The organism is Streptomyces sp. NPDC044921 (assembly GCF_056432865.1).
This window is the reverse complement of record NZ_JBWKIF010000008.1, coordinates 154,254-168,478: the sequence shown is the minus strand read 5'-3', so window position 1 is coordinate 168,478 and position 14,225 is coordinate 154,254. Positions and strand designations below refer to the sequence as shown.

General features: G+C 68.9%; 7 protein-coding genes. 3 read left to right on the top strand and 4 right to left on the bottom strand.

The window, feature by feature from the left end; translation table 11 throughout:
• Positions 1-144 precede the first annotated feature (144 nt).
• Positions 145-678: a hypothetical protein gene (locus AC07DA_RS15060; RefSeq protein WP_479128138.1), complete on the bottom strand. Its 534-nt coding sequence runs from the start codon at positions 676-678 to the stop codon at positions 145-147.
• A 78-nt stretch (positions 679-756) separates the two neighbouring features.
• Entirely contained in the window at positions 757-7,011 is a 6,255-nt protein-coding gene (locus tag AC07DA_RS15055; RefSeq protein ID WP_479128136.1) for a DNRLRE domain-containing protein, read from the bottom strand.
• Between the two features lie 429 nt (positions 7,012-7,440).
• On the opposite strand from AC07DA_RS15055, the gene AC07DA_RS15050 reads away from it, so the two are divergent.
• The gene (locus AC07DA_RS15050) at positions 7,441-9,720 is read left to right on the top strand and encodes an N-acetylmuramoyl-L-alanine amidase (RefSeq protein WP_479128134.1); all 2,280 of its coding nucleotides are present in this window, start codon (positions 7,441-7,443) and stop codon (positions 9,718-9,720) included.
• Between the two features lie 434 nt (positions 9,721-10,154).
• Entirely contained in the window at positions 10,155-10,982 is an 828-nt protein-coding gene (locus AC07DA_RS15045) for a glycoside hydrolase domain-containing protein (protein ID WP_479128132.1), read from the top strand.
• A gap of 432 nt (positions 10,983-11,414) precedes the next feature.
• On the opposite strand, the gene ychF is transcribed toward AC07DA_RS15045, so the two are convergent.
• The gene (ychF, locus tag AC07DA_RS15040) at positions 11,415-12,503 is read right to left on the bottom strand and encodes a redox-regulated ATPase YchF (protein ID WP_479128130.1); all 1,089 of its coding nucleotides are present in this window, start codon (positions 12,501-12,503) and stop codon (positions 11,415-11,417) included.
• Between the two features lie 171 nt (positions 12,504-12,674).
• On the opposite strand from ychF, the gene AC07DA_RS15035 reads away from it, so the two are divergent.
• Positions 12,675-13,280: a DUF6542 domain-containing protein gene (locus AC07DA_RS15035; protein WP_479128128.1), complete on the top strand. Its 606-nt coding sequence runs from the start codon at positions 12,675-12,677 to the stop codon at positions 13,278-13,280.
• Between the two features lie 128 nt (positions 13,281-13,408).
• On the opposite strand, the gene ppgK is transcribed toward AC07DA_RS15035, so the two are convergent.
• Positions 13,409-14,155: a polyphosphate--glucose phosphotransferase gene (ppgK, locus tag AC07DA_RS15030; protein WP_479128126.1), complete on the bottom strand. Its 747-nt coding sequence runs from the start codon at positions 14,153-14,155 to the stop codon at positions 13,409-13,411.
• Positions 14,156-14,225: the final 70 nt, after the last annotated feature.

Genomic DNA, 14,225 nt, shown 5'->3' with positions numbered 1-14,225 from the left:
TTCCTTTTCTTCCAGCTCATTCTGCACGTGAGCGTCCCGGTCCAGGCGTTGCCGACGTAGCTCCACGCGGTACGGCGGTAGGAAACGCGCTTCGCGTGAGCCCTGCGTCCTCTCGCATGACGGCCGCCGCGCGTGAAGCCCCGATCAGTTCCCCATCGCGATGTCGAAGACGTTCCAGATGAGGAACGCGACCGGGAGAAGAAGAAACACCTCAAGTACGCCGACCCTGAGGAACTTTCTCGCAGTGCGGCCGGACGGCCCGGCGCTTGCGCCCGCCGCTGACCGGACCTGGTCACGCAGTACATCTTTCGCGGCACGGACGCGCTTGCCGTCGAAGACAGAGCGTGAAAGAACCCACGGGTGGACGACGCCGACTCCCTCTATGCGGAAGGCTGCCGCCCCGTCCCTCGCCACCAGCGCCACGCTCTCCATCGGGGCTTCGTACGAGAGAAGCGGGTTACGGATCAACAGGGTTCTCCCATCGCTGCGGATCATCGGCTGAATGCCGACCCTGGCGAAGAGCCAAACCGCCAGCGATCCGATCGAAGCCACCGCGATCAAGTCCAGAGTGTCTCCAGAGAAGGTCTGATCGAAGAGGGCGAAGTACAGAAAGACGCACGGCTGCGTGACTATTCCCAGGATCGCTGCGGAAAAGGTGAGCCTGTTCCGGTACTTCATGTGACTCCTTTGACTGTAGCGCGGTGCGCCGACCGGTCTGGATCCGGTGCGGCGCACCGTGCTTTGAGCGTGTGCGGATCAGCAGTAGCGCATCTTCCAGCTCATCCCGCAGGTGAGCGTTCCGGTCCAGGCGTTGCCAGCGTAGCTCCACGCGGTGCGCCGGTAGGAAACCCGCTTCGCGTGAGAGCTGCGCCCCCTCGCGTGACGGCCGCCGCGCGTGAATCCCCGGCTGGATTTCCACCAGGAGCCCGCAGCGAAGCGGCCGGCTCCGACGCCGACTGCTGTCCACGCTGCGTTCTTGAGGATCGACCTGCGCGACTTGCGCCAGCCGTGCCGACGGACGTCTGCGTAGGACGTGGCGGCGAAGACGGCCACGCTGGCGACGGCACACGCTCCGGCTGATGCGACGATGCAGGCGGCGGTGGCGCCGTAGCCGGCGTAGGTGCGCCAGTTCCTGCGGACATTGCGGCGCACCTTGTTGAACCCGCGCTTGACCTTCTTCCAGCTCCACCACTTGCCGTCCAGGTCATAGCGGTTGAGCGGGTCTCCGTTGACGTACTCGTAGGCGTTGGCTCCGCCGCCGTAGACGGGGTCGGTGGACAGGAACCGTCCGGTGGCGGGGTTGTAGAGGCGCACGCCCATGAGGGTGAGCCCGGTGAGCGTCTCGGTGGAACGCTGCTTGCCTCCCAGCCAGTTGTAACGGGTGGCTGCCTGGCCGGTGCGAGGGTTGCCGTACTCGTCGCTGTCCAGGGCGACGGGAGCCTTGGAGGTGTCCAGCGGGAGCTGGAGGGCCACGTCACCGTGGATCGTGGTGAGCTGCAGAACGGTTCCGCCGGTCTTGCTGGTGGTGGCGGCGAGGTCTCCGGAGGCGGAGTCGACGTTGCGCGTCAGTGCACCGGTGGTGGTGTCCTCGGTGACCCAGCGGGGGTTGTCGCCGTCGCTGTCGTAGTGGTTGATCTTTGACTGTTCCTGCGTCCAGGTGCTTCCGCTGCCGGCTTCGACCTTCCATGAGCGGAAGCGCAGGCCGGCGTCGAGCTGCCAGGTCTGGCGTCTGCCGTCGGCGGTCTGCTGGTGGACGAGGTCGTTGGCGTAGTAGCCGATGGTGCCGTGGCCCGGAACGGCGGTGGTACGGCCGAACGCGTCGTAGCTGTAACCGGTGTCGACGATGCGGTCGGCGCTGTCGTAGGTGTGGCTGGTGGTGGAGCCTCCTGTGGTGGGGCAGTCGGTGCCGGGGGTGCCGGTAGCGGAGGTGAGGGACTTGCGGTTGGTGCGCGCGTCGAAGGTGTAGGTGCGGCGCGTGCACTCGGTGTTCCAGGTGTCCTCGACCGTGGTGAGCCGGCCGGTGGCGTCATAGCGGTAGGTCTGGCCGGACCAGCCCGCGTGGGATGTGACCTGGCCGTGGATGGACTCGGTCACGGTGTCGGAGTAGACGAGAGTGCCGTCGCTGTCGCGGGTGTAGGTGCGGTCGATGGCCGCGCCGGTGGTGTCCTCGGTCTGCTTGAGGGTGTAGCCGCCGGGCAGTTTCTCGCTCGACACCGAGCCGTCGGCATCGTAGGTGGCCTGGAAGGTGCCGGCGACGGAGTCGGTGGTCTTCGTGGCCAGGCCCCGCGGCTCGATGGCCGTGTCGTAGGTGAAGGTGACGGTGGAGGGAACGTTGTCGGTGACCTTGACCGGCCGTCCGAGCAGGTCGTACTCGGTGGTGGTGGTGCCCCCGTCGGCGTCGGTGTAGGAGATCTGGCGGCCGAGCTTGTCGTACGCCTTGGTGATGGTGCCGCCGGTCGGCGAGGTGGTCTTCACGGCCTGGCCGGTGGCCGGGTCGTAGTCGGTGGTGGACTCGGGGACCGCCTGCCCGATGCCGCCGGTGATGGCGACCTTGGTCTGACGGCCCGCATCGTCGTAGGTGGTCGTGGTGGTGCGGGTGACGCCGTTGGCGGTTTCGGTGACCTTGCCCGGGTTGCCCCACCAGTCGTACTCGGTGACGATGGTCGGCAGTCCTGTCGGGTTGCTGCCGCCGCCCGTGATGGCGCCGGCCGGGCCGGTGGAGCAGACCAGGTCGGCCCACTCCGGACGCCCGGCGCAGGCGCCGGTGCCGGTGGCGGACCAGTACGTGGTCACCCTGGTGGCGGCGTCCGTACCGCTCGCACCGGGCAGGAGCTGCTTGATCGTGCGACCCTGGGCGTCGTACTCGGTTGTGGTGGTGATCGCCAGTCCGCCCGGGTCCTGAATGCTCTGAGTGGGCAGGCCCTTGGCCCAGTCGTAGATCGTCTGTGACACGCGGGGCTCACCCTGCACACCGGGGTGTTCACGCACCTGTGCGCCCGTGGTGACCTTGGTGACCTGGTCCTTGACCTTGGCGGTGCCGTCGGTCGGGCGCCCGGCGTCGTACTCGTTGACCGTCCAGGCCCGGGCGGTCACGGAGGTGCCGGCCGGGACGAGGGTGGTGGTGCCGGACTTCAGGTCCGTGGTGAGGTCGATCCGGCGCAGCGGCCCGAACTCTTCGAGTTCCCGGGTACCGGCCTTGTTGTAGACCGAGCGGGTGGCCAGCAGGTCGGCGCGTTCGCCCGCGGTGAGCTGGGCGATGCCCAGGTCGGCCTGGACGGCCCTGTCGTCCGCGGTGAGCCCGAGGGCGAGTGCCCGGTTGGCGGCCGTCAGTTCACGGACGGTGTTTCCGAACTGGTCGTATTCAGTGGTGGAGATGTGTCCACCGGGGGTGGCGGAGTTGATCTCACGGCCGGACACGCCGAGGTAGTGCACATCGGCCCGCTTGTAATCGCCCGGGGTGAGCGAGCTGCCGGTGTGAGACGAGGGGACGGCGTCGGCGGGGAAGACAGCGGCGGCATCGGTGGGCGTGTCCAGCTGGCCCCATGCCTTCACATCCGCCGCGCCCATCTTGTACGGAGCGGCGGCGCCGGTCAGTGGCACGTCGTAGACGACGCTCGAGTGGGCCTCGCCCTCGATGGTGTCGACGGTGCCCTGCTTCAGCCCCGGGCGGGATGCCTTGAGGAGCATGCCGTCACCGGCGGTCGCGGCGTTGCCGGCCTTGCCGTAGGTGAACGTCCAGGGCAGTTCACCGGGCGGCGTGAACTTGGTGACCCGTCCGGCACTGTCGTAGCCGTACTCGGACTTCTGCGCAGGGCTGATCTGCGGGTTCCACGCCTGACGCAGGCGGCCCGAGCCGTCGTACGCGTACGACTGGACGGACTTGGAGGTCGCTGCTGCCGCGCCGGGGGCTGTGGACCACAGACGGATCTCCTTGACCTGCCCGCTGTAGTCGCCGAACACCGAGTCGGTGGCGGTGGTGGAGGTGGCGTAGAGGAACTCCACCACGCGGCAGCCCTTGGTGGCCGGATCAGTGGTGCAGGCGGCGGCGGTCGTGGCCGACGTAGCGCCGATGATCCGCTTGGGGCGGGCCAGCTTCTTGCCGTCCACCGTGACCGTCTCGGAAATAACGGTGGTGGTGGAGTTGGACAACCCGTCCAGCAGGGTGCTGGAGACCTGCCAGGTGGTGGCCGCCGCGTCGGGCTTGGTGAACTCGGTCACCGTGCCCTCGGTGTCGGAGAGTGTGAACGAGCCGGTCACGCTGCCCTTGAGGGTGAGGTCCTCCGATCCTGGCTCGGCGATCCAGCTGGTCTTGCCCGCGTTGGCAGTGAAGTGGGTCTCCTCGCCCTCGGAGTCGACAACGGCCACGGCCGTGTCGGACACTCTGCGGATGTGGGAGAAGTCCGAATCCGTCATCTCCGCGGCGGTGCCGGTCACCCACTCCTTACCGAAGATCGGCGCCTGGCCTTCCTGCTTCACACCCTTGTCCGGTGTCCGTGACGAAGCCGTACGCGACACCGAGAGGTCGAAGGCGGAGGCGTCGGTGGCGGAGAGGGTGTAGTCGCCGGTGAGCAGGTTCACCGATCCGGGGCCGACGTTCTCCGAGGATGCTCCGGTCGCGCTGCGGTCCACGACGACGGTCAGCGGCTCGGTGCTGCCCGATGCGGAGTTGGGCCCGGTGAAGTCGGCCTTGATCTGCACGCTGCCGTCAGGGTCAACGGTGCTGGTGGCATTCCAGACCAGGGCGGCGTTCCTGCCGTTGGTCATCGGTACGGGCCACGCGGCCAGAGGGGTGCCGCCGGAGGTGACGTCGGCAGCGGGAATCCTCACCCAGGGGTCGGCCTCGGAGCGACGCCAGGAGAACGACACCGAGTTGTACTTGCCGGCGTCCGCTTCGGCGACCAGAGGCAAGCGGCGTGCTGTGCGCTCGCCCTCGCCGGGCTGGATGAACCCGCCGGGGCCCGCGTGGAAGGTGTAGTCGATGGCTTCCGACTTGTTGTCGGCCTTGTCGACGGCCCGAACCTGAAGGGTGTGGGTGCCGTCCTTCGGCGGAGCGATGCTGATGCCCTTGTCGGCGCTGGCGCCATTGGTGGCGACCTTGGTCCAGGTCACACCGTCGAGGGACCATTCGAGCCAGTTGTGGTCGCTGCCGGCGGGCGGTGTGACGGTGAACGTGCCGGCCTGCCCTGTGCCCTTGACCCACTTGTCCGACGGATAGTCCGTCGAGGCAATCTTCGTGGGCGCGGAGGGTGCCTTGGTGTCGACCGTGAACGTCTTCCACGCGGACCAGCCCACGTTGTAGTGGTTGCCGTCGTAAGGCGAGGTGCGAAACTTGTACGTCTTGCCGTCCGTGAGCATGCCGGCGGGGAGGGTCACCGAGGCGACCTGCCCGGAGGGCACGTACTTCGAGACGAGGACGTTTCCGACCTGGGTGTTGGTGGCGTTGTCGAAGACCTGGAAGGTGCCGTTGACCTTGTCGCCGTCGGCGTCGACGAACGTGTCGCGCAGTGTCGGGGTGAGGGTGTTGACGGTGTAGGCGCCGCCGTAGGAGAAGTACGGTGGGCCGGCTTCCTGCTTGGTCCCGGTACGCGGCCGGTAGTTGTAGGTGACGACCAGCTTGGGCGGGTTGGTGGCGGCGTTGGCGGAGTTGACCCGCTTCCACTGACCTGTGACGTCCTCGTCAGAGGCACGCAGGCCCATGTGCGACCGGGCCGCCTTCGCGGAGGCCCACTCCTGCACCAGCGTCGTGACGTCGGCGTTGATCCAGCCGTCCGGCTGGGTCGAGCAGGATGGATTACCGCGGGTTTCCGATGAGGTGGCCTTCTTCGCGGTCCACGACGGCTGGGCCGTCCACCGCGACGACGTCGACGCTGCGCCGGTCGACCAGACCTCCCACGGCTGGGTGGGGCAGGAGGAGCCCGTGTAGTTCCCGGAGTGGAAGTTCCACAGCGACAGCTTGGCGTCCATCACCAGCGCGTCCGCGATCGGAGCGGTGTTCCACGAGATGAACGAACGCGCTGTGCGGAAGGTGCCGTCGGCGTTCTTCGTGCCCGGGTTGCCCAGGTCCAGCTCGGTGTCCGTGGACCAGTCGACCGTCGTGCCCTGCTGCACATAGGTGTCGAACACGTTCGACATGGACGAGGTCGACGGGTCGACCGTCACCGGGTACTTCGTCTCCGGATCGGCGAGGAACTTCGCGTCCGGGGTGAGGACCAGGTCCGCGCCGCCCTTGGTCTTGACGACCTTCATGCCGACCTTGACTTGACGCGTGTGCTTGCCGGAGACCGGGTCGACGGTCGCGTCCCACATCACCGGGGCGGGCATGACCGCGGTCTTCTTGGACTTCTTGTCGGTGAACAGCACGCTGCCGTCGGCTTGCTGCTTCGCCTTCAGACCCTTGGTCTTCAGCGGCAGCGTGTAGCTGTAGCCGTCGGTGGCGGGCCTCTGCTTGATCTCGACGAACTGCTCGAACCCGGTACGGGTCGCTTCCACGACCACGTCCGCGCCGGGCACCGCGTTGACGTACTCGGCCCGGTTGCCGTCCAGTTTCGGTGCGGGCAGACCGCCCTTCCACTGCAAGGTGACTTGCTCGTCGCCCTCGCCGAGCGTCACCAGATCAGTGGCCTTGGCCGACTGCGCCGCCTTCAACGACGCTGCCGGGGCACCGGTCTTGCCGGCCAGTTCCAGACCGCGGGGGTGGGCCTTCGGCTCGACACCCCCGTCATCCGATGTGACGAGGTCGAGGTCGACGTCACGCCAGTCACCGGTGGCCTCGTCCTCGAAGCGAATGGGACCGGCGGTCAGCTCGGTGGTGAGCGAACCATCCTTGTTCGCCCAGGTCGTGGAGGTCTCCGTGCGCTCCGACAGCGCCTCCACCCGCTTGCCCGACAAGCGGGCGGCCACACGCGCGGACGGGATGTCCGCCGCTTGCGTGACGGCCGGCTTCTTCGGCGCGGCAGGCGCCTGGGATGGCGTGGCCATCGCGACGGTGCCGTCGAGCAGCGTGACGGACAAGGCCAGGACAAGACTCCCCGCTATGTAGCGCAGACTCCCCCCGGACCAAGGCCGCCCGCGCTCCCCCGGCGCGGGTATGTGAATCATCGTCATTCCTCGGTCTCACATGTGCACATGGACATCACCTGTGTGATGCCGATGTGACGGTATCGAGAAATAAAAGATCGGAAACTCTGGCAAGGAGGACAAGATCGTCCGCACAGTTCGCAATTACGACGTGATCCTTCTCTCTCCTGTGCTGGATCGGTGAACGCTTCTCGTCGGCTGGATCCCAGACGAGCCCGGGCAAGAGGTGTCTCAGCCTGTCGCGGCCCTGCGTGAGGGGAAGTTGTGGAGAGGTTGTACGTTCCCTTCAGGCATGCGTAGTGGGCGGGCAGGAGGCTGGCTGCCTCTGCGTGCGGACAGATCGGTTGAAGGGGTGGGGGCTGCGTGCGGCGGCGACGAATCGTGGGGGGCGCGGCAGCTGCCGTGGCGGCGGGGATATCCGGGGTGCTGGTGTTCCAGTCGGTGTCCGGCAGCCCCGCGGCAAGCACTGGCACGGGCGCCAAGTCCGGGCCGGTGAAGGCCGATACGCGTACGGTCGCGTTGCGGGCGAGTGGCGACGGCCGCAGCGCATCACTGCAGCAGGAGGACGTGAAGCCGTTCAGCATGCTGGGGGTGACCTGGACGGATCCGGGCGCCCGCGCGCTGGGCACGGTCCAGGTCCGGACCCGTGCTGTGGAGTCCGGACGGTGGTCGGCGTGGCTGCGGCTGGACGGTGACAGCGGCCAGGGCGAGAGCGGGGCCGCCCGTGGCGGAACCGAGCCGGCGTGGGTAGGACCGTCCAACGGGGTCGAGGTACGCGTCAGTTCGGGCGGGGCTACGTCCGCCGGACTGCCCGCGGGGCTGCGCCTGGACATGATCGACCCCGGCAAGGGCGGCGTGACGGCCATGGAGCCCGCGGCGTTCGACGTCGAGGAGAGCGAGCAGCCCTCGCCGACGTCGGATACCGCGGAGCCGGAGCAGAGCGCCACCGCGACCGCCGAGCCGACCACCAGTGACGAGCCGTCCCCAGGGCCGTCGGTGAGCCAGACGCCGGGCGAGACCGCGTCACCGAGCAGTACGCCATCCGCGTCCGCTCCACCGACCCTGACCGCGAACCCCACACCCACGCCGTCGTCGACGGCACCGACCGCGCCGCCCTCCACCGCGCCACGCCCGGAGATCACCTCCCGGGCAGGCTGGGGCGCGGACGAGTCGCTCAGCCCCGAGGCCCCCGGATATCTGCCCGGCGGGAAGGTCAAGGCGGTCGTGGTCCACCACACCGCCGAGTCCAACAGCTACAGCTGCGCCGACGCCCCGGCGGTGGTACGCGGGATTTACACGTACCATGTCAAGCAGTTGGGCTGGAAGGACATCGGCTACAACTTCCTCGTCGACAAGTGCGGCACGGTCTACGAGGGCCGCAAGGGAGGCGTCGACCTCCCCGTGCAGGGCGCACACGCCTACGGCTTCAACGCCGAGACCACCGGCATCTCCGTGCTGGGCACGTACACCGACGCCGCGCCGCCGCACGCCGCGATGGTCTCGGTCGCACGGATCGCCGCGTGGAAGCTCGGCCAGTACGGTGTGGACCCGGCCGGCACCACCACCCTGACCGCCGGGGACAACGGCCGTAACTACTTCGGCAGGACCTGGGCCAAGGGCGCGCAGCTGCCCTTCCCGGTGATCCACGGCCACCGGGACGGCTACAACACCCAGTGCCCCGGCGACGCCTTCTACAGCCAGCTCGCGGCCATCCGCTCCTGGGCCGGCGGCCCCGTCACCGGCCTCACCCTCAAGTCCCTCGTCGGCACCGGCACATCGGGCCCGACGTACTACACCAAGGGCGCCGTCACGGTGAACTGGGCGGCCACCACTCCCGCCTCGCTGGTCAAGCGGTACGAACTGCTCATAGACGGCAAGACCGCCGCCACCGTGGCGGGCAGCACGACCTCCGCCCCGGCCACCCTGACCACGGGGACCCACACGATCGCCGTGCGCGCGGTCCACCAGTCCGGCAAGACGTCCACCACCCCGGCCGCGACCGTGATCGCCGAGACCACCGCCCCCACCTTCACCGCCAAGCCCGCCCTCTCCCTGCGGACCGGCACCGTGAACACCACCGCCGTCCCGCTCACCCTCGCCTGGAAGGCCACCGACAGCGCGGCACTGAAGCACGTACGCCTCACCACCCCCACGGCCGTGACCTACGGCGCCACCACCAACAGCGCCGCACACACCGCCAAAGCGGGCACAGCGACCACCTGGTCCATGACCGCCTACGACCAGGCAGGCAACACCGCCACCGCGTCCGTCACCCACACCCCCGTGATCCTCCAGGAGACCGCCGCCGTCAAGACCGGCACCTGGGCCACCAAGACCTCCACCAGCTACCTCGGCGGCAAGTCCTACTCCAGCACATCCGCCAACGCGAGCCTGACCTGGACCTTCACCGGCAAGTCCGCGGCATGGATCGTCTCCCGCGCCACCACCTCCGGCCAGGCACACATCTACGTCGACGGCGTGAAGGCCACGACAGTCGACCTGAAGTCCTCCACCACCAAGTACCGCGACGCGATCTGGACCAAGACCTGGGCCACCAGCGCCAAGCACACCGTCAAGATCGTCGTGGTCGGCACCTCCGGCCGGCCGACCATCACCACCGACGGCCTCGTCCACCTCAAATAACCGCCGCCTCCAGGCACGCGAGCGCCGCCTGCGTCAAGCGGCGCTCTCCGACCAGGCCGCCCCACCCGGCGAACAGCGCAAGCCCGGCCCGGGCGCGAGCTGCCGCTTCTGCTGCCCAGGCGACACACCCTGACCCCAAGCCCCGACCGCAGCAGGCCAGCGAGCTGTCATGGGCCCTGGCGGCGGCCCCCGAGACCCGCGTTCCCCGGGCCGCCTCCGTCTGTACGGAGCCATGAGCCCGGCATCAACACCCTCCACCACCAACCAGCGAGGGCTTGGATAAGGTGCGGAGCGCTCCGACGCCCGGAGCTCAACCACACTGCCGCAGAAGGCCACGAGCGCTGCAGCCGCGCCCTCTGGCGTGTCGCTGCGTTCGGGAGCCTTCACCGATGCATCACGTGTGGCCGCCGACCGCGATCCGAATGGGGTGGGGAATGACCAAGCACAGGCTCTCCAAGAGAGGCCGTTACATCGCGTGGGCCACGACAGGCGTCGTCGTACTCGCCGGCGCCGGGATCGCGGCGCAGACCTCCATGGCTGCCACGACCTGGCCCGCGCAGAAGACATACACGGGCCGGGCCTTCGACACCTGCACGGCGCCCTCCCTCGCCGCGATGAAGGCGTGGAACACCGGTTTCTACGGGGCCGCCGCGGTCTACATCGGCGGCAAGAACCGCGGCTGCGCCCAGCCCAACCTCACCGCGTCCTGGGTGAAGTCGGTCAGCGCCACCGGCTGGAAGCTCATCCCGCTCTACGTCGGCGCCCAGCCGCCCTGCCAGACCAGCAGAAACCCGGAGAGGTTCACCGCCTCCACGGCAGCCGCAATCGGCAAGAGCAACGCCGAGGACGCCGTCGCGAAGGCGTCCGCACTCGGCATGAAGCCAGGCAGCCCGATCTACCTCAACATGGAGTCGTACGACACCACGAACAAGGCGTGCAACGACGCCACTCTGACGTACGTGCGCTCCTTCTCGAAGACCCTGCGGGCCAAGACCTACCGCGCCGGACTCTACGGCTTCAGCAGCTCCAGCGCCAAGGCCATCGCCACGGCCACCGACCGGACCGACCTGCCCGGCAACCTCTGGTACGCGCTGTGGAACAACAAGAACACCACCACCGCTGACTGGCCCTGGGACCCCAAGTTGTACACCAACCACAGCCGCGCCCATCAGTACATGGTCAACAGCAAGGAGAGCCGCGGAGGCCACACCATCACCGTCGACCGCAACGCCTGGGACGCTCCGGTGGCCCTCATCGGGTAGAGGCCCAGTCTCCTGCGGACGGACCTCGTGGCCGACCTCGCGAGCCCCGGGCTGGGAGTTCAGCGATGCCGAGTGCGAGCAGAGCACCCTCCAGGTGGCCTGGTCGAAATCGGCATCGGCTTGCCGCTGAACATCCACGGATGGCGGACCGAGGAAGTCGACGACGGCGTCACCCTGACCACCGAGCTCTCCGGGTGGGGCGACGGCCGCGCAAAGAGACACGCGCTAGACGTGTGAAGAGGTGCGCTGGTGGTCCGGCCGCTCGGGGCTACGCCCTCCGCCTCACGGCGCGCGTGCTCGTGGTGCCATCGCGGCCCGTCGGCATCCAGCACCTATCCAGCACGGTAAAAATCAAGGGGCCTGACCCCGAAGAGTCAGACCCCGTTTGACCTGCACGTTTGCCAGATCAACGAAGTGGTACTACGTCACCGGCTAGACGTTGAACCGGAACTCCACCACGTCCCCGTCCTGCATCACATAGTCCTTGCCCTCCATGCGCGCCTTGCCCTTGGCGCGGGCCTCCGCCACCGACCCCGTCTCCACCAGGTCGTCGAAGGAGATGACCTCCGCCTTGATGAAGCCCTTCTGGAAGTCCGTGTGGATGACGCCGGCGGCCTCGGGGGCCGTGGCGCCCTTCTTGATCGTCCAGGCGCGGGACTCCTTCGGGCCGGCCGTGAGGTAGGTCTGCAGGCCGAGCGTGCGGAAGCCGACGTGGGCCAGCGTGGCGAGGCCGGGCTCCTCCTGGCCGACGGACTGGAGCAGTTCCAGGGCCTCGTCCTCGTCGAGCTCGGCGAGGTCCGCCTCCAGCTTGGCGTTGAGGAAGATCGCCTCGGCCGGGGCGACCAGGGCGCGCTGCTCGTTCTTGAAGTCCTCGTCGGTCAGCTCGTCCTCGTCGACGTTGAAGACGTAGAGGAACGGCTTGGTGGTGAGCAGGTGCAGGTCGTGCAGCAGCTCGGCGCGCTCGGTGCCCTGGACGATGCCCTGGGAGAAGAGGGTGTCGCCCTTCTCCAGGATCTCCTTGGCCTCCTCGACGGCCTTGACCTTCGGCGCGACGTCCTTCTTGATCCGCGACTCCTTCTGCAGGCGCGGCAGGACCTTCTCGATGGTCTGCAGGTCGGCGAGGATCAGCTCGGTGTTGATCGTCTCGATGTCGTCCTTGGGTGAGACCTTGCCGTCGACGTGGACGACGTTCTCGTCCTTGAAGGCCCGGATGACCTGGCAGATCGCGTCGGACTCGCGGATGTTCGCCAGGAACTTGTTGCCCAGGCCCTCGCCCTCGCTCGCGCCGCGCACGATGCCCGCGATGTCGACGAAGTCGACCGTCGCCGGGAGCACCCGCTGCGAGTTGAAGATCTCCGCCAGCTTCGTCAGCCGGGGGTCGGGGACGCCGACCACGCCGACGTTGGGCTCGATCGTGGCGAACGGGTAGTTGGCCGCCAGCACGTCGTTCTTGGTCAGGGCGTTGAACAGGGTCGACTTGCCGACGTTGGGCAGGCCGACGATTCCGATCGTGAGCGACACGTTGCGACTTCCCGTGAGTGGAGAGGGCCAGGGGGCCAGGGGACCGGCCGATCCACCAGTCTACGGCGTACCCGGTACCGCCCCGGGAGGCGTATCGAACGCTTGGCCAAGCCTCGGTCCACGGCGTGTCTGACGGGCTATTCGGCATATTGAACGACCTAAGTTGGTGCAGTGGAGCGATACAGGACGCGACCTGCCCAGTACGGACCGCGACGCGACCGGCCGAGGCCACCCCTGCCGCCGCAGGTGAAACGGGGCGCGGGGGCCGGTCCCGTGCACGCGGGCGGCGGCCCCGCGCGCGCGGCCCGGCCACCGGGGGCGCAGCGCCGTCCGGCACCGGTGCGCCGGCCCGCGCCCGCGCCCGCGGCGCCCGCCGGGCGGCTGCCCAACCCGCGGCTGACCGGGCTGGGCAGCGGGTTGTTCTGCGGGGCGGTGATGTTCCTGCTGGGTGCGCTGTGCGCGGCGCTGTTCGGGGCGTCCCTGACGGCGTACGGCGTGCTGTTCCTGCCGGTGTGCGTGCTGACCGCCGTGTGGGTGCGCCCCGGGGACCTGATGACGGCGCCCGTGGTCGTGCCGATCGCGTTCGCCGTGGGGCTGCTGCCGGTGGCCGAGGGCGGCGGGAGCAGGCTGATGGGGCTGGTGACGGCGCTCGCGACGCAGGCCGGGTGGCTGTACGGCGGGACGCTCGTCGCCGGGCTGATCGTGATCGTCCGCCGGATCCGGCTGGTGCGGCGCAGGAGGGCGGCAGCGGCAGCCGGGGGACGTCCGGCGATGTGACCCGTGCCCGGACCGGCTCCGGCGATGTGACCCGTGCCCGGACCGGCTCCGGCGATGTGGCCGTGCCCGGACGGCGCCCGGCAGCGGGGCCTCCTGCCGTACGACTGGCGTCCCCGCCCCCGCCGGTCCTAATGCCCCGCCGCCCGCATCGCCGCTCCCACGATGCCCGCGTTGTTCTGCAGCTGCGCCGGGACGATCTGGGCCTTGATGCCCTCGATGTGGGGCAGGAACTTGTGGGCCTTGCGGCTGACGCCGCCGCCGATGATGAACAGCTCCGGCGAGAACAGCATCTCCACGTGCGCGAGGTACGGGCGCACCCGGTGCGCGGCCCAGTGCTCCCACGTCATGTCGTGGTCCTCGCGCGCCTTGCTGGAGGCGCGCTTCTCCGCGTCGTGCCCGTCCAGCTCCAGGTGGCCCAGCTCCGTGTTCGGCACGAGGACGCCGTCGGCGAAGAGCGCGCTGCCGATGCCCGTGCCGAACGTCAGCAGGATCACCGTGCCCCGGCGGCCGCGTCCGGCGCCGAAGTGCATCTCGGCGACGCCCGCCGCGTCGGCGTCGTTCAGCACCGTCACCGGCAGCCCGCCCAGCCGCTCGCCGAGCAGCGCACGCGCGTCCGTGTCGATCCAGCTGTCGTCGACGTTCGCCGCCGTGCGGATCATGGCTCCGTCGGTCACCACGCCCGGGAACGTGACCCCGACGGGTCCGGTCCAGCCGAAGTGGTCGACGACCTGCTTGACGCCGTCGGCCACTCCGTCGGGCGTGGCCGGGTGCGGGGTGAGGACCTTGTGGCGCTCCTGCGCCAGGTCGCCCTTGTCCAGGTCCACCGGGGCACCCTTGATCCCGGAACCGCCGATGTCCACGCCGAAGATCTGCATGGCCCTACGTTACGACGTGGGACTGATCGGTCACAGACCGGACGGCGTGCCCGCCCGGCCCGTCCACGAC

Excerpts from the sequence above, each read along its gene's own strand:
- AC07DA_RS15060 (WP_479128138.1), bottom strand. The coding sequence starts at position 678 with ATGAAGTACCGGAACAGGCTCACCTTTTCCGCAGCGATCCTGGGAATA.
- ppgK (WP_479128126.1), bottom strand. The coding sequence starts at position 14,155 with ATGCAGATCTTCGGCGTGGACATCGGCGGTTCCGGGATCAAGGGTGCC.
- AC07DA_RS15045 (WP_479128132.1), top strand. The coding sequence starts at position 10,155 with ATGACCAAGCACAGGCTCTCCAAGAGAGGCCGTTACATCGCGTGGGCC.